Annotated in this window: 22 protein-coding genes and 1 pseudogene; 12 read left to right on the top strand and 11 right to left on the bottom strand. The window is 45.2% G+C overall.

All coding sequences use genetic code 11. From position 1 onward, the window contains the following. Nucleotides 1-22: 22 nt before the first annotated feature. From A4308_RS12565 to A4308_RS12580, 4 genes are all read right to left on the bottom strand, one after another. On the bottom strand, nt 23-1072 hold the full coding sequence (locus A4308_RS12565; RefSeq protein ID WP_063308614.1) for a linear amide C-N hydrolase: 1050 nt from the start codon (nt 1070-1072) through the stop codon (nt 23-25). A 1662-nt stretch (nt 1073-2734) separates the two neighbouring features. Next, entirely contained in the window at nt 2735-2950 is a 216-nt protein-coding gene (locus A4308_RS22295; protein WP_063308615.1) for an outer membrane beta-barrel protein, read from the bottom strand. 61 nt (nt 2951-3011) lie between these two features. Next, nucleotides 3012-3233, bottom strand: a complete 222-nt coding sequence (locus A4308_RS22300; protein ID WP_063308616.1) for a hypothetical protein — start codon at nt 3231-3233, stop codon at nt 3012-3014. A 289-nt stretch (nt 3234-3522) separates the two neighbouring features. Further along, nucleotides 3523-3882: a lysozyme inhibitor LprI family protein gene (locus A4308_RS12580; RefSeq protein ID WP_063308617.1), complete on the bottom strand. Its 360-nt coding sequence runs from the start codon at nt 3880-3882 to the stop codon at nt 3523-3525. A 178-nt stretch (nt 3883-4060) separates the two neighbouring features. Between A4308_RS12580 and A4308_RS12585 the strand changes: the two genes are divergently transcribed. From A4308_RS12585 to A4308_RS12595, 3 genes are all read left to right on the top strand, one after another. Next, nucleotides 4061-4591, top strand: a complete 531-nt coding sequence (locus A4308_RS12585) for a hypothetical protein (RefSeq protein ID WP_063308618.1) — start codon at nt 4061-4063, stop codon at nt 4589-4591. A 29-nt stretch (nt 4592-4620) separates the two neighbouring features. After that, nucleotides 4621-6417: a penicillin-binding protein activator gene (locus tag A4308_RS12590; RefSeq protein ID WP_063308619.1), complete on the top strand. Its 1797-nt coding sequence runs from the start codon at nt 4621-4623 to the stop codon at nt 6415-6417. A 168-nt stretch (nt 6418-6585) separates the two neighbouring features. Further along, nucleotides 6586-7011, top strand: coding sequence for a hypothetical protein (locus A4308_RS12595; RefSeq protein ID WP_063308620.1), 426 nt, complete (start codon nt 6586-6588; stop codon nt 7009-7011). Between the two features lie 269 nt (nt 7012-7280). Here the strand turns inward: A4308_RS12595 and A4308_RS21945 are convergent, their stop codons facing one another. After that, complete coding sequence (locus tag A4308_RS21945) at nt 7281-7463, bottom strand: DUF1187 family protein (RefSeq protein ID WP_071890853.1); 183 nt, start codon at nt 7461-7463, stop codon at nt 7281-7283. A 738-nt stretch (nt 7464-8201) separates the two neighbouring features. Here A4308_RS21945 and A4308_RS22305 point away from each other — a divergent pair. The 3 genes from A4308_RS22305 (at nt 8202) to A4308_RS12605 (ending at nt 9510) form a co-directional block, all read left to right on the top strand. After that, nucleotides 8202-8651 carry a DUF3761 domain-containing protein gene (locus tag A4308_RS22305; protein ID WP_231867144.1) on the top strand — a complete coding sequence of 150 codons (450 nt, stop codon included), beginning with the start codon at nt 8202-8204 and terminating at the stop codon, nt 8649-8651. A 1-nt stretch (nt 8652) separates the two neighbouring features. Further along, nucleotides 8653-9021, top strand: coding sequence for a YidB family protein (locus A4308_RS12600; RefSeq protein WP_063308621.1), 369 nt, complete (start codon nt 8653-8655; stop codon nt 9019-9021). Nucleotides 9022-9159: 138 nt separating this feature from the next. Continuing rightward, nucleotides 9160-9510: a hypothetical protein gene (locus A4308_RS12605; RefSeq protein WP_063308622.1), complete on the top strand. Its 351-nt coding sequence runs from the start codon at nt 9160-9162 to the stop codon at nt 9508-9510. 331 nt (nt 9511-9841) lie between these two features. Here A4308_RS12605 and A4308_RS22505 read toward each other — a convergent pair whose 3' ends face one another. Beyond that, a complete protein-coding gene (locus tag A4308_RS22505) occupies nt 9842-10024 on the bottom strand; it encodes a hypothetical protein (protein WP_156491231.1) in 183 nt (60 codons plus the stop codon). 2175 nt (nt 10025-12199) lie between these two features. On the opposite strand from A4308_RS22505, the gene A4308_RS12610 reads away from it, so the two are divergent. After that, nucleotides 12200-12577: a hypothetical protein gene (locus tag A4308_RS12610; RefSeq protein ID WP_063308623.1), complete on the top strand. Its 378-nt coding sequence runs from the start codon at nt 12200-12202 to the stop codon at nt 12575-12577. Nucleotides 12578-13532: 955 nt separating this feature from the next. On the opposite strand, the gene A4308_RS21955 is transcribed toward A4308_RS12610, so the two are convergent. Continuing rightward, a complete protein-coding gene (locus A4308_RS21955) occupies nt 13533-13745 on the bottom strand; it encodes an AlpA family phage regulatory protein (protein WP_071890856.1) in 213 nt (70 codons plus the stop codon). 116 nt (nt 13746-13861) lie between these two features. Between A4308_RS21955 and A4308_RS22310 the strand changes: the two genes are divergently transcribed. Further along, nucleotides 13862-14623: a hypothetical protein gene (locus tag A4308_RS22310; RefSeq protein ID WP_063308624.1), complete on the top strand. Its 762-nt coding sequence runs from the start codon at nt 13862-13864 to the stop codon at nt 14621-14623. On the opposite strand, the gene A4308_RS22975 is transcribed toward A4308_RS22310, so the two are convergent. The 4 genes and pseudogenes from A4308_RS22975 to A4308_RS12625 all read right to left on the bottom strand — a co-directional run. Further along, a complete protein-coding gene (locus A4308_RS22975) occupies nt 14616-14936 on the bottom strand; it encodes a tyrosine-type recombinase/integrase (RefSeq protein ID WP_410375788.1) in 321 nt (106 codons plus the stop codon). The two genes, A4308_RS22310 and A4308_RS22975, sit on opposite strands and share 8 nt — an antisense overlap. Nucleotides 14937-15450: 514 nt before the next feature. Continuing rightward, nucleotides 15451-15591, bottom strand: coding sequence for a hypothetical protein (locus A4308_RS22980; RefSeq protein ID WP_410375702.1), 141 nt, complete (start codon nt 15589-15591; stop codon nt 15451-15453). A 129-nt stretch (nt 15592-15720) separates the two neighbouring features. Continuing rightward, the gene (locus A4308_RS12620) at nt 15721-16158 is read right to left on the bottom strand and encodes a hypothetical protein (RefSeq protein ID WP_063308625.1); all 438 of its coding nucleotides are present in this window, start codon (nt 16156-16158) and stop codon (nt 15721-15723) included. Between the two features lie 461 nt (nt 16159-16619). Beyond that, nucleotides 16620-16766 (bottom strand): annotated as a pseudogene (locus tag A4308_RS12625) (transposase); the annotation flags it as partial. 141 nt (nt 16767-16907) lie between these two features. On the opposite strand from A4308_RS12625, the gene A4308_RS12630 reads away from it, so the two are divergent. The 4 genes from A4308_RS12630 to A4308_RS12645 are packed head-to-tail and all read left to right on the top strand — an operon-like array spanning nt 16908 to nt 21268. After that, nucleotides 16908-17993: a patatin-like phospholipase family protein gene (locus tag A4308_RS12630; protein WP_156491232.1), complete on the top strand. Its 1086-nt coding sequence runs from the start codon at nt 16908-16910 to the stop codon at nt 17991-17993. A gap of 14 nt (nt 17994-18007) precedes the next feature. Beyond that, nucleotides 18008-19066 (top strand): cyclic GMP-AMP synthase DncV-like nucleotidyltransferase, encoded by a 1059-nt coding sequence (locus tag A4308_RS12635; protein WP_063308627.1) that lies wholly within the window; start codon nt 18008-18010, stop codon nt 19064-19066. Between the two features lie 8 nt (nt 19067-19074). After that, on the top strand, nt 19075-20829 hold the full coding sequence (locus tag A4308_RS12640) for a ThiF family adenylyltransferase (RefSeq protein WP_071890862.1): 1755 nt from the start codon (nt 19075-19077) through the stop codon (nt 20827-20829). After that, entirely contained in the window at nt 20804-21268 is a 465-nt protein-coding gene (locus tag A4308_RS12645; RefSeq protein WP_063308629.1) for a Mov34/MPN/PAD-1 family protein, read from the top strand. Before A4308_RS12640 ends, A4308_RS12645 begins: the two co-directional genes overlap by 26 nt. The last annotated feature ends 292 nt before the right edge of the window (nt 21269-21560 follow it).

Here is a 21560-nt window from a genome sequence, read left to right on the forward strand (position 1 = left end):
AAAGAAGTGCTTTTCTGAGGATTCAGAAGGGAATATTTTGCATGACCTTGAAATTCGGGGCGGGACCGTTTTTTTCATAAGGATCCCAGGACATGACAGGGGAGCCTTTTTCAATGCTGAAATTTTTCAACGCGACACTGGCAATTTCAGGTCTGGCTGTCAGCTCAAAAAAGTATTGTTTATTCGTCAAATCAATAATCGTTCTGTATTCGGTAGCATATGTTCCACTACCATGATAAGGCGCATCATATGGCACGGAAACATTTCTCATGACGGATAACAATTTGGCAATTGCTAGATCTGAAGTCTCCGGTGTCTTAAGCAATTGGCTGAAATAGGCCGCCCGGGTAAACCGATCTATAGAAGTCACATTGCCTGGAAGAGGAAGATCACTGCCAGCATGCGTAAGGTCATGCTGACCGAGCAGACGGAGTTGTGTGGAATAATCCGGGTCGTTGGTGACAACCGTCCACTTACTGTTGTGATGCACCGTCATCCGACCATTCAGGTATTCTACAACGGCAGAATCTCCATTGGCGTCTTCGAGTACCAGGTGCAGTGCAGCCTTAAAACCACGTACGGTAATCATAACCGGGTGTACCTGGCCCAGGAGATGTAATGCTTCATTGACTGTCGCTGCCTGGTCCAGTACATATTGTGCCCAGAGGCCTGGCTGGATCTCTTTTCCGGGGGACTTCTGATCCGGATATTCTGTAGCATTCAGATAGAGAAGGTGTGCTCCCAGACCTTTTTCATTAAAACCGTCAACTGAACCTACACCATAAATCCCGGTGACAAGACTGGCATAATTCGATGTCCATTGTACCGGATGCACAACACTGTGGGGCGCACCGGGAACGTCGCCAGTATGATTCAGGCCTCTTGGAAGCACCATCAGTACCGGATGGGTGCTTTCTGGCCAGTCCATCGTTCTGCCGACCAGAACGCCTGTCTTGCCACTGTTCCAGAGAATTCGGGTGCATGCATGTCCTTGATAAGAGGTTATCTGAAAGAATAATACTGCCAATACAATACGCGGAACAATACTGCGTGATCTGAATATTCTGAACATATTTCAATCCTTTCCTTGTGTTTGTTGCAGACTAATCATTAACACAGGGAGCGGTTCTTCGTAGCTGGTCTTTTCACTGTAACGTGACATAACCCCCGATTTTTGATTTGATTTTATATAAGAGGTTACTTCACATTTTTTGCTGAGTAACTCCCATCATCAATACGGTTTTCGTTGCGCGTTTATGAAAAAAAACAGGGGAGTTAAAAAACGGAGTTATCTGCATGTTTTCGTACTCGAGACAGTCACCTTATTGCAAAAAGTCAACACAGTCCATGATATTTGAAGAACAATTACAACCGTTTTCGCAGCATTTTTCATGCATATTCAGAATGTCCGTCCTGGATGTCGAGTAACTGCAGTCTTGCCGGCAGGCATGTACCTGCGAGGGTGTTTTATCAGAGGGCTACATATTCGTCATCTATATTCAATGTCTGCATCTTCGTAGACAGGCCGCGAAATAGTTAAGTATATCGATGTAGGCAACACTGCCTGGTAACTTGAAACCGTGGACTGGAATATAGTGCCTTGTCTGCATGTCCTATAATTAATAAAAGCATCACGTGAATGGATAAGGGCGGTATTGAAAACAGGCTAAGGTTGCTGTATTCGGTCAACTTCGACTGTTCAGAATCTTAGGTCATTTCGCCATAGTACAGTGTCTTCGCAAAGCACCTATATCGATAGAATTCCAGAACTAGATGTGACCGATAACCTCATTCGGCCACCAGCCGACTCGTGGTTTAACTACTTTCTTTCAGAGAGTGACTTACCAGCGCTTGCTCAATCAATTCTCCCTGCGGGAGCATGAGGATGTTGCGGTGAATCCCACTAGCGTAGGGGTGAAAAAGCGGTAAATTCAACTGAGGATTTGCTTAAAAGACCACGAGCCACGGTGGCTGACCAAAGGCTTACCTGGAGGCACCAGGCACCGCAACACTTAGAAGCGTGATGCTCAACAGCAGAGGGCCTGTTTTGCCGCCTAACTGATATGATGCCAATTTCTCTATCCTAAAATACTTGATATGGAAATGTTTCGACGTTGTTAACCTGCTAGTTTTAAGTTACATGGTTTGTTTATTGGAAACAGGATTTTTTTGTTCAGAAGAATGAATTAATATTAACTAAAGGCACTGTCTTGCCTGCAGGTCCAGGCTCTTCACGGATTCGGCAGCCTTGATGATTAATTTACTTGTGCTCAGTGGGAGTCAGCTCAACGCATTCTTTATGCATCTTCCGAAGCCGTTGCTGGGCAGCGCTTAATAGATGAGAAAGCTCCTCCTCCTCACTACTGATGGGAGCCTGAAACAACTGGTGAACAAAGTTAATAGCATTTATTGCGTTATTCAGGTCATCACTGCTCATTTTGTCCTCCGGCAGAAGGAAGGGGAGGAGGTAACATTTAGGCTCCTGATTTCGACTCGATGAACATTGCTATTTACCTAGGCTCATTAGCAAAAAGAAGACAAAAACAACCATCAATAAAATAAACAAGCCAATAACACCGGCAATAAATAGATCATGTAACATGGTCAGTATCCTGTTGTGCGAGACGAGCAGTACTATTTATAATCGGAAAGATGTTTTTAATTTCACGTATTTTCAGACCCGAAGCCGGCACTATCGGAAAGCCAGCTTCGGGCATAATGCATCACGACATTATCAGAAACGATAACCCATGCCGAGATTCCAGCCATTAGTGTCCAGACTACCGCTGGCATGGTTGCTGTTAAAGTCAGAACCTTCATAACCTACGATGATGTTAATGTCCTGACGGGAGGTGATCTGAAACCCCGCGCCATACCCGTAACCCCATTTGGTCTCCATAACATCCTGATGGAAGAAAGCGGGTCCCACCTGCGCGTATAAACCTAGCATATCATTCACCTGATACGAAGGCCCGGTCAGCAAGGATATATGGTCGGCATTACCATGGTTACTACCATTGTTCATTTGTCCATGAGCTGGAAGTATTTAGGCCCCAGTTATCAACAATTGTATGGTTATCACCCAGACGAAAACCGTGAAGCGTACCAGCGTGGTCACTGTGCTGCTGTGAATAGCCCAGAGACATAATATCATTACCATGCATCGCGGCCATCGCAGGATGGACGCAGCTGAGGCCTGCCAGCAGCGGCAGTGTGAGCATCAGTTTATTCATTATCTAAATCCTCATTCAACAGTGCGTGCTTTTCATTTATAGTTAAGGGATATGCACGGGAGCTCCAACTTGTCCATATGATGACGAATTCTCAGTCTGTAGAATTAGAATTGGGGAGTCCGGCAGACACGCTCTCACTACAAAGGCGTCGTTTAAAGTTGCCTTGACTTTCGGTGGTATATTGCAATCGTGCTCTCAGCGCGCGAAGTGTCGAGCCGGATAAAAAGCTATGAGTTTTCGGTTGAAATAAATCAGGCCGCTCGGTTCGAGATTTCTTCATAATTTCTATTTAACGATTGATCATTGTTACTATGTGTTGATATTGCCCGTTTAGCACATCAATACGCTCATCGTACAAATGGGACAGGCAAACTGTGTTGTCACCACACGCCTGGCGTTTTTGAAGCCAGACATTCTGTTCATCCTGTAGTGCACCGCGCCCCCCCATAAGCACTATCTCTCGCAGCATGGAGTACGTCGTTGCCATCCTGACATCTTTCTCACTCAATTCCTGGTCGGCGCAGATGGCTTTTTCATCGGGCGCCTTGATGTTGCTGCAACTGAAGCTGGCGGCAGAAGCGGTACTTGATAACAACAGCAGAACGACCAAGAGGCGGGTGACACCAGCGAACGTTGTGGTTATTGCCATAACATTACTCCTTCCAGTGCTGATCATGGGATATCTCTCCCGACGGGAGACCTCGGATGTCAACTCGCACTTTTATAATCGGGTGAGAAATATGGACAAAGAGCTCTCCCCGTTGTTAAGCATGTGCTTCACAGTGAAGTAGGGCTGCAATATTTCTGAACGTGGCAGGGGGAGAGAAATGAGAGTGGTAAAAGGTGGGATGAATGCAGCAAAAGAAAGGCGACAGAGGATAAGCAGAGAGCAACAACTTCAACAGATCCGGCAGGATATCACCTTATTTCGTGATCGTATGTTGAGACTGGCAGACAACCTGGCGGAAATGGTTCAAGGTCGCGGTATCGATATTACGCTTCGTGAAATGGCACCCATCGAATCAGCCGGCGCATACACCATTCCATGTATTGCCCTTTGCTGTGGCCGTAACTGGGCCGGCTTCACTCCACAGGCTCTTTATAGCGTAAAAGACGGGATTCAGCTTAAGGGCGAAGTTTGCCTAGTTGTCGATAAACCTGGCCGCCGGCCACGCACTGTAAAATATATGCTTTGTATGCCTGAGCATTTGATGTCTGCAGCCGACTGGGCAATACATCTCGACGAGCGAGCGTCTGGAAAATGGAAAGTGCTTACGCGTGATTTATTACTGGCAGCCATCGCGCCGCTGTTCGAGGACATAGCAGAGCCTGCCCTACGGCCCCGCCTGTTCCAATGAACGACATCAAAGACAGGGAGAGAACTGCTATGCAGCCGTCTGAGTTTAGAGGCCTCAATATTTTATATTTTATTCCATTAATCGCGGCGATTATTTTGTTCACAGGCTGCGCAGTTCACTCCGTTGACAGGAGCACTGCTCTCCTGGAAAGTCCTGTGCAGACGGACTCCGAAATGGCTCTGCAACGTACGGAGAAAAGTCATGGCAGCAGCAGAACCAGCTGGCAGTTACTCACTATTCGCGCCTTCCTCAGGGAAGGTAAAAACCAGCAGGCAAGCGAGCTGTTCAGCCGGTTGCCTCAAAATATGGATAGCGCACAGCATCAGGAACAGTTATTGCTTGCTGTAGAGCTAAAACTTGCGCAGGGTGATGTGACCGGAGCCCGGGCGCTGATGATGAAAATAAGCCCGGCAGACCTTCACGGCGACCAGTCTTTGCGCTACTGGCAATGCATGGTTACCGCGAGACAGGGTAAAACCTCTCCGGAACTGATACGGGCGCTGATAGCTCAGGCACCTTTACTGACCATCCTCAAGGAAAAACAAAACAATATTAATGCGACCTGGCAGGCACTTACTAATATGTTACAGACTCAGGTTGATTCCATACATCCAGCGGCTGATGAAAACGTACTTCAGGGCTGGCTGGCGTTACGCCATACCTGGTCTGATAGTCATGACACACCAGACAGACTGAAGGCGGACATCACAGCATGGCAGAGACGCTGGCCGCAGCATCCGGCTGCGGTGATGTTGCCTGTAACACTTATCAACAACATGAACTTTCGCCCCGCATCGGTGCGAAAAGTGGCCCTGATGCTCCCACTGAGCGGTCCGGGAGGGCGATATGGCCGCGCCATTATGCAGGGATTTGAGGCTGGGAAAAAAGTGGCCCATCCTATATCCGATGAAGCTTCAGAACTTATGCTCTACGATACCGCGACAAAGCCGGTGGCGCAGTTGCTTACGCAGGCCCAAAAGGACGGTGCGACGCTGGTTGTAGGACCGTTGCTAAAAAAACATGTAGAGGAACTGCTCAGCATCACCACCACGATGAATGTTCTGACGCTAAACCTGCCTGAAAAACCAAAGCGCTGGGATAACGTCTGTTACTTTGCACTCTCCCCGGAGGATGAGGCACGCAACGCAGCGCGTCATATCCGTAAGCAAGGTAAACATTTCCCACTACTTCTGCTCCCTGATAATGAAATCAGTGCGCGCGTGGCACGCGCTTTTGCAGAAGAGTGGCGACAACTTGGGGGCGGCGTAGTGCCGGAGCAGCGTTTTGGTTCACTGGCGAAACTCAAGGCTGGAGTCAAAAACGGTATCGTCTTAACCAGCATCCCCGTAACAGTTTCGAGCAGTATTACCGAAAGCCACGGCAGAGGAAAGACAGATGCAGTTTATATTATCGCCACCCCTGGTGAGATGGGTTACATCAAACCGATGATAGCAGCACGAAATGGGAGTCAATCTGGCTCGATGCTGTATGCCAGTTCCCGTAGTATCAGTGGTAACGTCGGGCTGGATAATCGCCTGGATCTGGAGGGCCTACAGTTCAGCGATATTCCACTACTGGCGAACAGCAACCCTGGTCTGAAGCAATCAGCACTCAGTGCTGTGGGAAACGATTATTTTTTGGCTCGTCTGTTCGCCATGGGTGCGGATGCCTGGATGCTGGCAAACCATTACGCAAAAATGCATCAAATGCCTGATTTGACGCTGAAGGGTAATGCCGGGGAGCTGAGCATTTCGTCTGATTGTGTAATCCATCGGGAATTGCCCTGGTTCAGATATCAGCAGGGACAAGTTGTACCTGTAAAGTAAGTATATGAATTAATGTGTTAGCGCCTGCGTCCAAAAACGACGGCCGATAAATGAGCGATAATATCCCATTTGATTTTAGCAAAAAACTAATATGGAGGCCGTGACATGCGGCGCTGATAATGATTGTCATCAAAGGCTAAATAATTGTCCGGCGGGTGTGAAAAGTGAATGGGGCAACCAGAACCATCTAAATTGCAATGTCAGGATAAAACCGGAGACGTTGAACTGCTGAATATCAGGGGGCAAAGTCAGTCGGTAAGGGATGCGGAAAAGGGAACAATTAATAAGAATAAACTGGCAGTGATTTCTCTGTTGACTCTGCGGGGCTCCCGGTCACATTTTCAATGTGTAATGTTATCTCACACTGGAGAGGTTGTTATGTCAAAGTTATCGGTTGTCCTGCTGGGAGCTACTTTGTCCCTTTTCGCTACAACTTCATTCGCAGCTACGTCATTATCTAATCAGCACTTGCCTGTTCAGCACATCCAGGCTGGTAAACTGAAAAAGGATGTGGCAAAAGTGACCGGCAAGCATGCCAAAAAGAAAGCGATACGTAATGCGAAGCGAAAAGTAGCTCGCTCACTGGCGAAATAATGTATCACGACGGCCTCTCTTAGAGGGCCGTCTTTTTTATAAAATCAAACTCAGGGTGTATTTTTCCAGAAGTCTGCTTATCAACTCAATAAGAAATAATGCCATTAAAAAATCCAATTACATTCTAATATAAAAAGTGCCAAAAAAAATACTCACCCCCACTCCAGGCGTCTCAGAGCAGGCATGTCAATAATTTGTTGGGCTAGGTTCATTGCAGATGTTGCCAGAGAACCAATTTTGATAACGTTACGCGGGTCAGCTTTCGCGATTTAATCTATTTTTTCACACAAAAAATTTTCTACTTTGATTTTTTCATCGAATGGGCTCCTGAACTCTTTTGGTGTGTAGAATAATGCTTCACACTGCTCCAGTGTTAATTTTTTTGATGAATATCGCGTCCAGGTGGTTTCGGGATTTCCTGGTTTAATAATCGTAGCTGTTATCTTGTACAAGATTCCTCTCCTTCATTATGCCTGGGTCAGGTGAATGATGCTATGTTCTGTGCTGACTTTTTTGGGGCAGAGGCGAGCAATGCAGTACACGCCTTCCGCTGTTTTCTTTGAACGGGTATCAAAAAAATCTGAGCGTTTGTAATAATCCAGCTCGTTACACAAAGCCAGTTTTAGGAAATATCTCTCATCGGTAGAGTTCTCATGATGATGGTTTAAGTATGGCAATTGAGGAATGCCAGCGATGCCACCCTACATCCGGGAAAAAATAAACCAGAGGTGGTCAGCGGGATGCTTTTATCTTCCCCATTATCTTGTTGTAGGGACGGGAGGTCGTAGCTGTAAAGTATTCGGGAGAAATTTTCGTGGTAGTCAAAGACTGTGATCGCTTTGCTTCAGGTGGCTCGAAAGATAGGGGGGAGTTGTCGTGTAAATTTTTTTAGTTAAAGTAATGATGCATACAAAATTATTGGCGAGGGAAGTTGTATTCTGGTCGGAATGAGTGCTGACAACTAAATTTTCTTTTCCCGAGTATGGTAATGAGTTTGATAAGAAATCGGTTTGCCATTGATGATTAAGGGATTTGTAAAGATTTCAAGACCAAAGAAACCTGGTTCAGGCATGTAATCTTGGAATAATTAGAGATAATATCACAAAGCTCAGCTCATCAACTTTTTGACTACACGCATCTCCCGTTGCTATGGATTATCCGTCAATTACATTCAATGGAGAATTGAAGCTATGCGTAAATTACTAGTTACCATTTTCGCCTGCAGTTTTATTCTGAGTGCAGAGACGATGGCTGCTTCCCCGGCAAAGAAAGATGCGCAATCCCCGGTAGATGTTCAACAGACTACAGATATACCTGCGGCAAAGAAGTCCCCTCGTTCTCGTAAACCAAAGGCAGATGATGTCGTAACTCAGCCAGCTGATACCGCTCCAGTGGCTGTACGGGATAAAAATGGCCGATTTGTGAAAAAAGAGGCCACTCCTCCAGTGCCTGAACAGAAGTCAGCCCCTGTTCCTGCTTCTGCGAAAGAAACTAGGTCAGGAGCAGCGTCTGCGATCGCGCCAAAAACAACTGAGCAAGGTGCGACAGCACGTTGCCAGGATGGTACTTTCAGTCACAGCAAACAGCACAGCGGCTCCTGTTCGCGTCACGGCGGTGTGGCACAATGGTTAGGGGAATAAAATGGGGATACTGAATAACATACTGGGTCGGCTCTTTCAGGGCACGGATGTACATCCCAATCTGATGGCTTTTTTATCATGGGTGCAGGATGAGGGCGGTTTACCCGTGCTGCTGACTCGCTTTAAGTCTCTGGAAGAGGAGGGGATTACAGCTGACAAACTTACCCCTGAACATATCAGTCGTTTGTTCACTGCTGACGAGCTGTCTTCACTTGCACAGCGAATGAACATCTCTCAGCAAGATGTTACTGAGTGGATTAGTGGCCATCTTCCGGCGGTATTTCAGCATTTGTCTCCTGAGGTGAATCAACTTGGCGGTAACAATATGCTTGATGTGGCGCTATCTATATTACGTAAGCGGCTGAAGTAAATTTGCTCTCCTCTTGCCTGCCAGTATAGTGCAGGAGGAGAGTCCTGTTTATGGTAATGTAGAGAAGTGTTAGAACAATAGATTTTAGTCAGCTTTTATGTTATCAACTGTGTTTTCTGATACATTAGAGGATGCAACATGTCTGTGGATTTTTTTAGCTCTGACCCTCAGAGTCTTTTAAATAAATTTAACGAAGCAATTGAACAGGATGCTGCCAAAGGGAAGATAACTACCTGGATCAGGAGCGAGGACAAAAAATACTACACACACAAATCAGAAGAATGGAATGCTAAAGCCTGGTTTAAACCTGAAGTAAGGAATGAAGTTTTAACCTTTAATATAATTAAACCGAAAAGCACTGCAATAAGCACGGTTACTTATGCTTATTACCATGGGCACCTGACGGAAACATTTTTGAGTCATTTTGATAATGATTTCACAAAAGCAACTTCATCCGCCATGCCTGTATCTGGTGATAAAGTGAAATAGATATAAAATAATACTTATGGATTCCATTGTTTCTCAGATGATTTTTTTCTAAAAATATTTATAAATATATTTTGTGGGGAAGGGAGTCAATAAAAAAACTGGGCGCCAACTCATCAATAATAAGCGTCCTGTTCTTACCTTCATACTTTGTACATTATAGTATTGAGAGCTCTATGAGCTCCCTTGGTTTATCACTTAAATTTTTGCCACCTCACGTACAGAGTCGATGGTCGGGAATCCAAATTACAGAGTTTCTAGTATGGGAATACCCGACAAGTCATTTATTGTGGTGTCGTTTTTTAGAGTAATGCATTTTATTTTGTGATTTCTTTTAATTTTTTTTCGCGGGTTTTTCTCTTTCGGTGTACTGAGAATTTTCAGGATTTATTACTGGGCCTGGTTCTCTTGCCACTACAGGACTGGTTATCTGAGATGGGGCGTCAGTAGCATTTACTGTTGTGATACCGAATCCACTTAAAATTGTAAGCAGGATATAAACAGTATGTTTATTCATGTCTAGACCTTATTGATGAGCAAAGGATTTTTATTTACTTAGCATTGATTATTTGTTTTTCGAAGTGGTTAACGATTTTCTTTCTGTTTCATGTATAGCTTTCTTTTCAGTTTTTTTTCTTTGTGAGAAATTTGGTCTTTGGTTCTGATGTATTGTTATCTGGGTGTGTGAGATTTGTCTTGATATTATTGCTGTGTATCAACTCAGATGGTAACGGTGCTGGTGGCAGTCGGGTTGTCGGTACAGCCTCAGCCGGGTTTATCATATTTACGAATAAAGCGCCTGTGAAAGCGAAGATTATTAACTGACGCATGTTTTTCTCTCTGTTTGATAAGTGTGCGGTCATATTTTTTGACCATATTGCAATGTACTATTAAAATCTTGTTTCATGGCTCAGTTTGTATGAATTAAATGACTGGCTTCACTGCATTAAAACCCGCTCTGAATAACTGTTATGAGAGGAAATCTTCCCCAGAAAGGTGGTTGTTATAGAATGTTGGTTTTTTGTTCGGATCATTCCTTGTCTACTTACATTTGTATAGTGCTGTGTAATTGTGAGACCGGGAGCTTTAAAACGTCAAGATGCTGCCAAGTGTACTTGGCTGAATGGGTATCTGATTATGTATCAATCATTATTTTACTAAATGAAGTGTTTGAGGTTATCGTTACCATTTGCGTTATTTGGTTTCTATCTCGTTGTAATTAGTAATGGAACTTTATAATGCATAGTTCACCAGTCGTACTATCATTCGATAAAGTTTGTGATTGTTCATTATGTTACGGGGGCAATCAATGAACTTGTCAGCGTAATACAAGACGCGTTCCAAATCTTTACCTTTAGCTTTTCTATATCTCGCCTTGCTGTTTAGCAATCTCTTTTCCGTTGAAGATGTTGTGTGGGAAATGTACAGTCGTCGTTTGCGATTTTACATTTTTGTATACAGACATAGTGGGTTATCTTTTTGTAATCTGTATCTCACTGTATGTGATTGTAAGATATAAAAACACTTGCAATATATCTCACCTTTTAATGTGATGTATCTTGTTATGTTTTGTCTTCGTATCTCACTATTAGGGATGACCAAAACAACGAAGCCCAGTAAGTGGTTACAATACCTGCCGGGCTTCTAACCACAACTACCTAAACCGCCGGAGAAAATTTCTGAGTGGAATGCAGCACACCCAAAATCGGCTCACATTTAAATTGTTGTTTCTCGGCACGCCTATCTTGTGCCGATTTTGGCGAACGTGAAGGCTCGGGCATGCTGAAGTTCGGCGTCGTAAAGGTCACGACCAGGAGCTGCTTTCGCACCATCCTGCCGGACTGGCCCTCTGCAGTGCGGGCCGTTAAAAGAATGGTAGATATGCCACACGTCTAGCCAAAGCTTATATCATACCGGATGGTGAAGTTATCGGTGAATCTTAAATTCTGCTCTTGATTAAAGGTTGCAGCGCGGCTGCTGGTGGGTGTTAGACAACCGGCGTGACGGAAAACTAGCGTGATTCTGGTGCGCGTCTTACGGGTTACAACGCATCTGTGATGTTGGACATGGTGGTAGCACTGACGGCCCCGCTGAGTGGTCTGGTGGGCTTGATGGGTTCGGTGTTCACATGTTTGAGCGGTTCCTCGCATGAAGCCTGAAAGCGTAGCCATCAGCAGACCGAATGATAATTGACGCAAAGAAAAATTCCCCTTATTTAAAACGGTAGAAAGTCTGACTGGAAGTGAAGAGGCGTCAAATACACCGTCGACAGCAGCATGTCGTAAATACCGCTACATGTTGACGCTGTTAAGCAAAGTCAGATTAATGGATTCTAAAGGCTGAGGATGCGCTGCTGGTCATGATGTTAGGTCAGCGCGTAATCGTACTATTGGCGTAGAAAATATATGCAGCCCATCGGATATGCCAGTAACAATGGAAAGACCCGCGCGCTCATTTTTGAGGACCCAAATCATATTATACGAGATTTTATATGGCTTGCACCCATAGTATTGGCGAGCTATTTCATAGTACTTGATTCTATCTAGAAAATTTTTTTGTTGACTTCCAATGCCATCCGTTATGAGTCTGCATAATATCATGTCGGAGCTCTATATGTTATCGAGAGCCTTGAACATGAAAATGCATTATTAAGAAAACAAAATGTTATTATGAGTAATAATACGGAGAAATAATGAAGCTAACAAATGAACAACTCAAAAGTCTTTTTAAAAATGGTAAAGTACAGCTTGATGGCGGTAGTGAAGGGTATCTGATCAAAAGAGTTGCTACTATGGATATGGGATTTGGAATGGCTGCCATAGAAGGTTATTTGGCATTAACTTTTGAGGTTTATGATGATATGAACTTCCCGTACCCTAAAACCTCATATCTGCAAACCAAGTATCATGCCGCTCGTGATACATTAACACAAGCAATTAATGGGCAGCTGATCACAATGCTTGTGGGCGCCAATACATGGATGGAGCAAAGCCATGAACATAATGTTCTGGTTGTAGTGAATAATTCAACTCTGGATAGCGTTGCATATTACTCTCAAATCTATATTTGAGTAGGTACTATGCATTCTGCAACCTATAGTTAATATTAACCACCCATCCCTGGAGCATAAATTCAGTGGGTGGGTTTACTGGATTAATAGGTGGATTGTTAGCCAAAGCACAATGCAATAGTTAAAACACTAAAATTGAAATATGAAGATATTATGTTTTTTTTACTACGGAAGTGATATACACCGGGAAAAAAATCATGATTCCATGAGGTATTTAATTTTTGTAACTCAGTTGATAGTTTTCGATTTTTAAATGCGAATGCATAGTGAGGTGAATACGGTCAGGCCAGCATTAATAATCGTCCTGCCAACTGACTGGATAAGGCGCTGATACAGCCCTGTTCTTTCCGCGTAACGTCCTTATCTCGAGCCAGAGCGCTACCGGTACCGTCCTGGTCGACCATTTATCACCCTTACCTCATCGGATGACTGATAACATCCGGTTATACTAGGCAGAGATGCACAAGCTCAGTCTGTTTCTGATCGTGGCGTGTCGGATATGCAGGTAGCCCACAGAGAGAGACGGGAAAGTTTGCTCTGAGGACTACTGACAGCCAGCTGCTGGATGATTGTCCTGTAACAGGGGCCGGAATTCAGGGGGAGAGGTTGTGCCAGGCGTACTCGTTCTTACGCAGAACCCTGATACTTGGTGCAAGCATTTGGCGGTGGGCGGGGGATTCCAAGTACAATCACGGTTGAAGTAACGCAGCGCATTGCGAAACTCCCACCATTCCTTCTGAGGTGTAATTACTGACCGGAATCATCGGAATAGGCATTTTATCACTAAAGGCAGCTACAAGACCTTAACGATTACCCTTATAGTCCGTTAATGTTTGCGATTGTTCGCTGGAGTGCAGAGTAATGGGTAGTCACTTTCATAATAAGGCGCTTACCTGCGTTGGTTCGCGCCGTTTTAAACATTCAGTTAGCTAACTGAAATTCGTTCATGCCGTGCTCACTCAGTAAGTGTCTTGCGTTGAAGTAACCATTCATCCAGCTCTGCTTCTATCCATCCTACAGACTGTTGCCCTAACTGACGCTGTTTTGGGAAGGTTGCATCGTGACGTGGGGACTCTGGGTTGAGCCAATCGTAAATTGTTGATCGGGCGATGCCGAGTTTTTGCACTACTGAACGCATACGCAGGATTTTTACGTTAGATGATGGCATAGTGTTTTTCCTCATAATCTGGTTTGTTTTGGATGAGAGGAAGGTTAACCATTGATGCAGTTCTAAACCATACGGCTGCATTACCTCATTTTTTACACAGCGTAGGTGATTGAATTGTGTGTAATTATAATTTTATTTTTTTGATTGATGAACTGAAAGCATCGTTTAAGAAGAAAAGAGAACTATTGTTATTCAATTTACATATTGTTGGCTGGCAAATCGATGTTTCCAGCTTGTGTGGGGACGATCCCGATATTGACGCAATAGTGGTCGAACTTGTACAGAGTTCAGTGAAAAGTCGGGAGTTTGAGCAGATGCAGCATCAGATGTTAAGCGAAGATGCCGATACATTCCAGGAGATGGTCAGTGAGCAGATCTTTATGGCAGCGATTTTCTGGTATTCCGGGCTTCATTTCGTTGCATCTGATTGGTGTGTGGGTGTCAAGTGGCTAATGAAATCTCTCGAACTAATCGATTTCTGTAGAGGGATGGTCGAACACGCAATCTGGCAGCAGACAGACGCAATCAAAAAAGAAAAGGCGACTCATGGAGGCAAAGCCAAAGCTGCTATGTTTTCCCCTCTCAAGGCCGAAGTTATTCGCTTGTTGCAGGTCAGACAACGGGAAGGAGGCTGGAAAAGCAAAGAACAGGCTATAAATGCAATTCATGACGATTTATATACCTTTATAAGACAGTCTTATTTTCCCGGTTATTCAGAGGGGCAGAAATTAAAAAATAACCAGACTGAGACATATGACCGCATTCCTCGCCTTATTAGCGACTGGTCAAGATATGATGTCGATGTGAAAGCTGCTTTTGATGTAATCGTTGAACGAAAAAGAAAAGCGGCCCGAAAGGCGCACAGTAAATCTATTTAACTAATGAAAAGACGTAATCAGCCCAGGCTTGGATGATCGGGCGACGCAGTTCAAGCAGATCAGTACGGTGATACGCTGCTTCAACTTTGTTTTTCACGGTATCGGCTAATGCACGTTCCGCTAAATCGCGTGGGTAGCAATGCTCGCTATACCAGTCGCGAAAGCTCGAGCGGAAACCATGAGCTGTTGCTACCTGACCAGGAACATCACTTTCTGCATTTGTTCTTCTTAAAAAAGGTGTGAGCACCATATCGGATAAAAGGCTCTTCTTACGCGGGGAAGGGAATACGAGAACTTGATGCAATCCACGCATTTTTTTCGAGAACGACAAGGGCCTAGTTTGGCAGAGATACCCGATGTTGGATCCCTGCCTTCATTCTTTCTGCAGCAATAGTCCAGACTCTGTTCTTAAAATCAATATCAGACCAGCACATAAACCTCGCCTCACCGGCACGACAGGTAGTCAAAATAATATATGTCATTAATGCTTGGCTTACGGTGAATATTTCTTCATGCTCTGGCTGTATGGCCATATACAGTGGGATATTATTCCAGGGCATTGCAGTTTGGTGAACTCTGCAGATAGTGGAACTGGTCTGTTGGGAAAGTAAATGACCTACCATATCTACTGGGGTAGCTGAACAATACCCATGGGCCCACCACCATGCCATTACAGTGTGAACACGTTGTCGTGTTCTTCTGGAAGTTTCTGAAAGAGGCAATCAGAGGGGACGCAATACAGCTGCAATGTTAGGTGTTACGAGGCTATTCAGTTTCATCGAGCCGATAAACGGGAACACATACCTTTCAAGCGTGGAGATCCCCTGTTATCCATGTTTATCGTTTTTCCAGCCAGGCAGCAATTCAGTATGAACTTTTCGTGCAGCTTCTTCGAAAGTTGAGACTACCACTTTTTCTTTGTTTTGTAATTCGAGTGGATCGGTGCCTGCTGCTAATTGCTCGCGCATAGCCCTGGCCAGCTTTGCTGCTTCAGCGATACTGACTTCAGGGTAGATACTAATGCCCGCAGTAGGTGCGGGCGAATCAACAAATTTTTTTTCATGTTGCAGATTTTTATCCCTGCCTTCCCTGTAATACTAAAAATCCGTGAAAAGATTATTGAGAAAATCTGTTGCCTCCTGTGGACTCCGAAAGGCTTCATTATTCAGATAACGGTTCATCTCCTCCTCACGACGTTGAGCATTGATAACCGGAGCGCTGGTCATTGCCCGGGAAAACCTTTGGTTGTCGGGGATGAAGGAGTGTTTTAGATTTGGCAGAATAAAATGCCGGTAGAAATTCCTGCTAATCGGGAAAGTATGGGCTCTCAGAATGTAGCGGCGTGGGCCGCCATTAATATTGGCCCTCCCACTTGCCGATATAAATCCCAGTCTTGTTAATCTATTCGCTATAGCCGAAGGTAGCGCGTCTGTCCGCCCCTCGTGACGTCTGATCAAATCTCGAGCTTCTTCCGGCAGCATAATCTCTTGCCAGATAGGTGGGATATTCAACTCAAGCGAAAGAACACGCTCCACTCGCTACCCTCCATCTCTGAGACGTGCACGCACCGTACTCTGGTACTCACGAATGAACCCGCGCCCATCCAGATAGTTAAAATATGTTTCCAGAGATACCGCCATTATCCATCCTCTTGCTTTACGCTAATATATCAATCCCTTTATGTCTGAACGGGTGTGCAGGTAACGCAATGTTTAAATCTGAAGCCCGCTCCTGACCTGGTCGCGGTCTGTATCACCGCGGTTTATGGGTTAAATACCGCCGTGATCCGCCCAATGATCCGATGTCCTGCATCAGGTTCAATAATTCCACCAGCCTGACGGCCCGCCAGTGCGGTATTCTGCTGCTGGTTCTGTAATCACTTTGCAGCGGCTATCTGCTCCGGCGGACTGCTCATGCTGCTTTCCGTTTTCCCGCCAGTAGTGCCGGTGACCTCACGTGCCGCCATGACCTTACCGCTCACCTGCCCGTACAGCAGCACCAGCATACCGCCATACTTCTTGCGCCAGGTGTAAAAGGTGGCGTCGGAAATGGCGTGCTTACGGCAGAGCTCATGGGCAGAAACCCCGGCTTCAGCCTCGCGGAGGATACTGATGATCTGTTTGTCGGAAAAACGCTTCTTCATGGGGATGTCCTCATGTGGCTTATGAAGACATTACTAACATCGGTGTGTATTAATCAACGTGGAGCAGGTCAGATAGCTACTTGAATTCGGAAAATAAGATACTATATCTTGTAAAGGTCGAGTCAATTTTTGGTATATACAGTGGAAGTTAAACCATTTCGTGTCCTTTGTTTAGATGGCGGTGGTATGCGTGGCGTTTATCAAGCGACGTATCTCAATACATTCGCGCAGCGTCTGCATAAATCTGGCGAAGGAGCCATAGATCCAGGCAAAGCGTTCGATTTAATTGTAGGAACCAGTACGGGCGGGATAGTTGCCTGCGCGCTTGCTGCGGGGGTCTCACTTGATAAGGTTGTTGATCTTTATCAAGTGCATGGTGGAAAAATTTTCCCGCGGCAACGATTACGTGCTTTACCTGTACTGGGGAAGTTTGTTCGTGCCCTTTTTTCTGGCCTTGCATCTGGGGATCAAGCCTTGCGAGCAATCCTTTCAGACTCCTTTGGTACCGAAACTATGGGGCAAGTCTATATTCGTCGTGGAATTGGGTTAGCCATCACAGCAGTAGATCTTAATCGCCATGCTGCCACAGTTTTCAAAACCCCTCATATGAATCGTCTTAATGGACGCGACAACGACCGACTATTGGTCGATGCCTGTATGGCAACTAGTGCTGCTCCTATCCTGAGATCAATAGCTCGTTTATCTGAACCAGGTGGCGGAGCAACAGTTGATTATGTTGATGGGGGGCTCTGGGCAAATAATCCGGGAGCTGTGGGAATGATAGAAGCTCATGAAATCCTTCAACAGAGAGGAGAGAGTGAGCGTCCGATTCAGTTATTTATGCTCGGTACGCTTCCAGTGCAGGGAGGCGAAGAACTTATGAGTGCTGATAAATTGCACCGAGGTGTCTGGGGATGGGGGGCAGGAATTAAGGCTATCACTGTAAGTATGAATTCACAGGCAATTGCGTACGACTACCTGGCTTGTAAAATCGCGGAGCTGCGAGGAGATGGGAGTTTTGCATATCGACTTCCGGCACAATGCCCATCAGGAGAACTCCAGAAGTATTTAGAAAATATGGACGATGCACGTCCTAGGGTGCTAAATGCGCTTGCCCGGCAAGCCATCTCAGATGTTGATTACGCTTGGGCTACGGCAGAATCAGTAAGTAAAATGGGCGCGTTTCGAACTGCATTGGCTAGCTCGTCCAATTATAGTTGTCATTAAATCCGAGGATCCTCATGACCATTATTGATTGTAATAAAGAGATGAAAGGGTATCACTCAGAAGAAGTGAACCTTTCTAACGCAGAGCAGGCAGAAATGCGTAGCCGCCGTGACAATGGCCGAACAAGGCTCCAAAATGGATTGACAAAGGCTGGGCATCCTTTGCCAAAGAAATTTAGCTCTCAGGGCTCATATGCGATGCGGACAATGGTTCAGGATGATGCATGTGACTATGATATTGATGATGGTGCGTATTTCGATAAGGAAGATCTTAAGAACGCTGAAGGCGATTATCTTAGTGCGCTTGATGTTCGTAAGCGGGTTAAGAAGGCATTGAAGGATGACCGGTTGGCGTACGATGCGGTTGTCAAAACTAATTGTGTGCGTCAAGAGTATCCCGATGGCTATCACATCGATATTCCAATTTATCGTACGACCTGCTCTAAAGATATTTGGGGGAATGACGTCATAGAGTATGAATTAGCAAGTGGCGACGAATGGACTAAGTCAGATGCACGTAAGGTCACGAGCTGGTACAACGATGCCGTTGGTAATGAACTGAAAACAGGGGAATCAGATACCAGTCAGATGCGCCGTATCACCAAACTTACTAAGAAAATGGCTAGAAGCCGTAATGCCTGGAAAAAAAAGACAACCAGTGGCATTTGTATTTCTAAGTTAGTTGTAGACAATTTTATTGCCTGTCCAAATCGGGATGATGATGCTTTACGTGATACATGGAAGGCAATCAAATTGCAGTTAGACGTAAGTCAACGTATATCCCACCCGGTATTTACTGATAAAAATCTTGCAGAAGAAGACGACGAATGCGTTATTTTTTTCCGGGGGTGTCTGGGAGATGCGCTGGAGGTATTGAAAGTTTTAGACGAGCAAGATTGCACAAGTAAAAAGGCTGGCGACGCCTGGGATGAGGTGTTTAATACAACCTATTTCAGTGCTCAGTTTACCACTACATCTAAATCGCTGTTACGGCCTGCGGTTGCTGCCTCGACTACTTTATCTTTTCCTAGTCATCCCGTACAACCTAACAAATCATCGGGGTTTGCCTCATGAAGTGGGCTATGGACGATCCCGTGCGTTTCCTGAGGGAGAAGGATGAACTCACGCATCTTGAAACCGAGACGGGTTGGCTAAGCACAGCTTGGCGTATATCTGAAGAGGGCTCGATCACCGTTGATATCGACATGTATATCCATGGACGATTGTTTGCAGGGGAGATGAAATATCCGGACTCGTTCCCGGATTCTCCGCCCTCCATATGTCCGCGAGATAAATCAGAGCGATGGACTAGTCATCAATATGGCGTGGGTGGCTCTCTGTGCTTGCAGTGGCGGGCAGATAACTGGCATAGCAATGTGACTGGTGCAGATATGGTACGCAGTGCATACGAGTTGCTAAGTACAGAACAGCATCCTGAGTTACCTCATTCTGTTCCCTCTGCGCATCGCTTGACAGAGGGGCAGAACCTTAATTTTATATTTCGACGTTATGTCCCTACCTCCGAAGTTGAAAATATTTTTACTGCGCTCCCACTTCCGTCCAGAACCCGAATATCATCTTCAACGGTGTACAACGAAGGGTCGGCGGTAATGTTCATAGCAAGAGTCGCTGACGCACAGAATGAACTGCGAAATATTTCCGATATCCCTCAAGGGCTCATCGATTTTATTAGTATTTTGTCATTATCTTATGAGGGTTGGGTCTATAGAAGCGACTACTTTAGCCAGAGGCAATCCTTAGATTCCGTAGAAGCTTTAATCCAGATGTTGATGATGGCCGGTTTTAACACCGATGACGTTCTGATTAAGGAAGGGGATAAGTACAAGGCTCGGACGATCATATTACTAGGCAAAGAGTGGACATCACTGCGAGTATTCCTGATAGATTCTGGGGAGCAACCAGTGCTACGGGAACATCGAGTTGTCAGCTCTCCGAGCTCAGCCTTAAGGCTTTCGGAAGAATCACTGAAGTTGAGTAAGGTCCGCATAGGAATTGTTGGGCTGGGATCCGTAGGCAGCAAACTTGCGATTTCCCTTTCTCGTTCAGGTGTTAGACAGTTCTTATTAATCGATGACGATTATCTCACTCCGGGCAACTTGGTGCGTCATGAGTTGGGGTGGGCCCATGTGGGAGCGCATAAGGCATGGGCCGTAAGCAATACTTTAGCGCTTATAGCGGCTGGAGTGAAAGTAGATGTAAAGATTATTCGTCTTGCGGGACAAGAGTCGGCGGTGACAGCAGCAGCTGCATTAAAAGATCTGTCTAATTGCGACTTGTTGATCGACGCCACAGCTAATCCAGAAGTCTTTTTGTTGTTAGCAGCGACTGCCCAGCGAAATAGAATACCTATGTGCTGGGGGGAGATATTCGCAGGTGGTTACGGAGGCATGATCGCGCGAGCACGCCCTAAACACGACCCAAATCCATTAGCTGTGCGTGACGCTTACCATTCTTATCTCTCAACCCTCCCCGAAGCACCTTTCAAGAATATGGCTAGCTACGATGGGAGTGATGAACAACCACTTATTGCATACGACAGCGACGTGGGCTTTATTACCACTGCACTGACACGGCTGGCTGTGGATACTGCTTTATGCAGAGAGCCAAGCGAATTCCCGTATTCTTTGTACTTGCTTGGTATGCGTCGTGAATGGATTTTCGAGGAGCCGTTTGACACACGGCCAGTTGAAATAAGTGGAGAAGGCTGGGAACGCGACGAAAATGCTGTGAGAGATGAAGATAGGGTCGAAGTTGCAAAGGCATTGATAAATATGTATGAAGGAAAACAAAGTGCTAACTCTGATTCTACCGACTAAGCAACATAATTTAATGAGGGCAGCGCTCCAAAAAGCTGGTCAACGTGAAGTTGGCGGTATTCTTATGGGTGAAAATGTCGGGAATAATGTTTTCATCGTTCGTGAGATAACCATACATCGTCAGGGTACGCTTGCATCCTTTATCAGACGAATTGAAGATGCTATTGGTGGGCTCCGTGCTTTTTTTCAAGAAACTGGCTACGATTATGCACGCTTCAATTATATCGGTGAATGGCACTCACACCCTTCATTTGAGCCATATCCAAGCAGAAAAGACGATCTTTCTATGTTACAGATCGTAAAGGATGAAACTGTCGGAGCGAATTTTGTAGCTTTGTTGATTACCAAGCTTGGACCTGGCGGAGAGATGATTTCAACAGTCTATACATATCTTCCTGATGGTTCGAAGATTCCATCAACTTTTAAGATTGAGACGTGATTTAGGTAGGGGGAAGAAATGTTAACTTGTCTAATTACAACGGTTAACATTGATTCTTCTTAGCTATTGTTTATATTTTACCCTTTTTCGGTGGCGGCATATTATTATTCTAACCATACCGAAGCTTTCTGTCATAAAACATTTCGATGTAATAAAAAATGCCAGTATAGGCTACTTCCCGTGCCCCACAAATCTTTTTTCTTTGTCCGTTCTGGCTTAAGCAACTGGAAACAACTTTCTCCATCTACGTAGTCGTGACAGTACCCCCGGCGCTATCTGTACCACTCCTGCT

This window comes from Enterobacter sp. ODB01 (assembly GCF_001623605.1).
GTDB lineage: Bacteria > Pseudomonadota > Gammaproteobacteria > Enterobacterales > Enterobacteriaceae > Enterobacter > Enterobacter kobei.

Bases quoted from the DNA above. Each gene is read 5' to 3' on its own strand.
- A4308_RS12565 (WP_063308614.1), bottom strand. From the start codon at position 1,072: ATGTTCAGAATATTCAGATCACGCAGTATTGTTCCGCGTATTGTATTG.
- A4308_RS22295 (WP_063308615.1), bottom strand. From the start codon at position 2,950: ATGCTAGGTTTATACGCGCAGGTGGGACCCGCTTTCTTCCATCAGGAT.
- A4308_RS22300 (WP_063308616.1), bottom strand. From the start codon at position 3,233: ATGAATAAACTGATGCTCACACTGCCGCTGCTGGCAGGCCTCAGCTGC.
- A4308_RS12580 (WP_063308617.1), bottom strand. From the start codon at position 3,882: ATGGCAATAACCACAACGTTCGCTGGTGTCACCCGCCTCTTGGTCGTT.
- A4308_RS12585 (WP_063308618.1), top strand. From the start codon at position 4,061: ATGAGAGTGGTAAAAGGTGGGATGAATGCAGCAAAAGAAAGGCGACAG.
- A4308_RS12590 (WP_063308619.1), top strand. From the start codon at position 4,621: ATGCAGCCGTCTGAGTTTAGAGGCCTCAATATTTTATATTTTATTCCA.
- A4308_RS12595 (WP_063308620.1), top strand. From the start codon at position 6,586: ATGGGGCAACCAGAACCATCTAAATTGCAATGTCAGGATAAAACCGGA.
- A4308_RS22305 (WP_231867144.1), top strand. From the start codon at position 8,202: ATGCGTAAATTACTAGTTACCATTTTCGCCTGCAGTTTTATTCTGAGT.
- A4308_RS12600 (WP_063308621.1), top strand. From the start codon at position 8,653: ATGGGGATACTGAATAACATACTGGGTCGGCTCTTTCAGGGCACGGAT.
- A4308_RS12605 (WP_063308622.1), top strand. From the start codon at position 9,160: ATGTCTGTGGATTTTTTTAGCTCTGACCCTCAGAGTCTTTTAAATAAA.
- A4308_RS22505 (WP_156491231.1), bottom strand. From the start codon at position 10,024: ATGAATAAACATACTGTTTATATCCTGCTTACAATTTTAAGTGGATTC.
- A4308_RS12610 (WP_063308623.1), top strand. From the start codon at position 12,200: ATGAAGCTAACAAATGAACAACTCAAAAGTCTTTTTAAAAATGGTAAA.
- A4308_RS21955 (WP_071890856.1), bottom strand. From the start codon at position 13,745: ATGCCATCATCTAACGTAAAAATCCTGCGTATGCGTTCAGTAGTGCAA.
- A4308_RS22975 (WP_410375788.1), bottom strand. From the start codon at position 14,936: ATGCGTGGATTGCATCAAGTTCTCGTATTCCCTTCCCCGCGTAAGAAG.
- A4308_RS22980 (WP_410375702.1), bottom strand. From the start codon at position 15,591: ATGCGCGAGCAATTAGCAGCAGGCACCGATCCACTCGAATTACAAAAC.
- A4308_RS12635 (WP_063308627.1), top strand. From the start codon at position 18,008: ATGACCATTATTGATTGTAATAAAGAGATGAAAGGGTATCACTCAGAA.
- A4308_RS12640 (WP_071890862.1), top strand. From the start codon at position 19,075: ATGGACGATCCCGTGCGTTTCCTGAGGGAGAAGGATGAACTCACGCAT.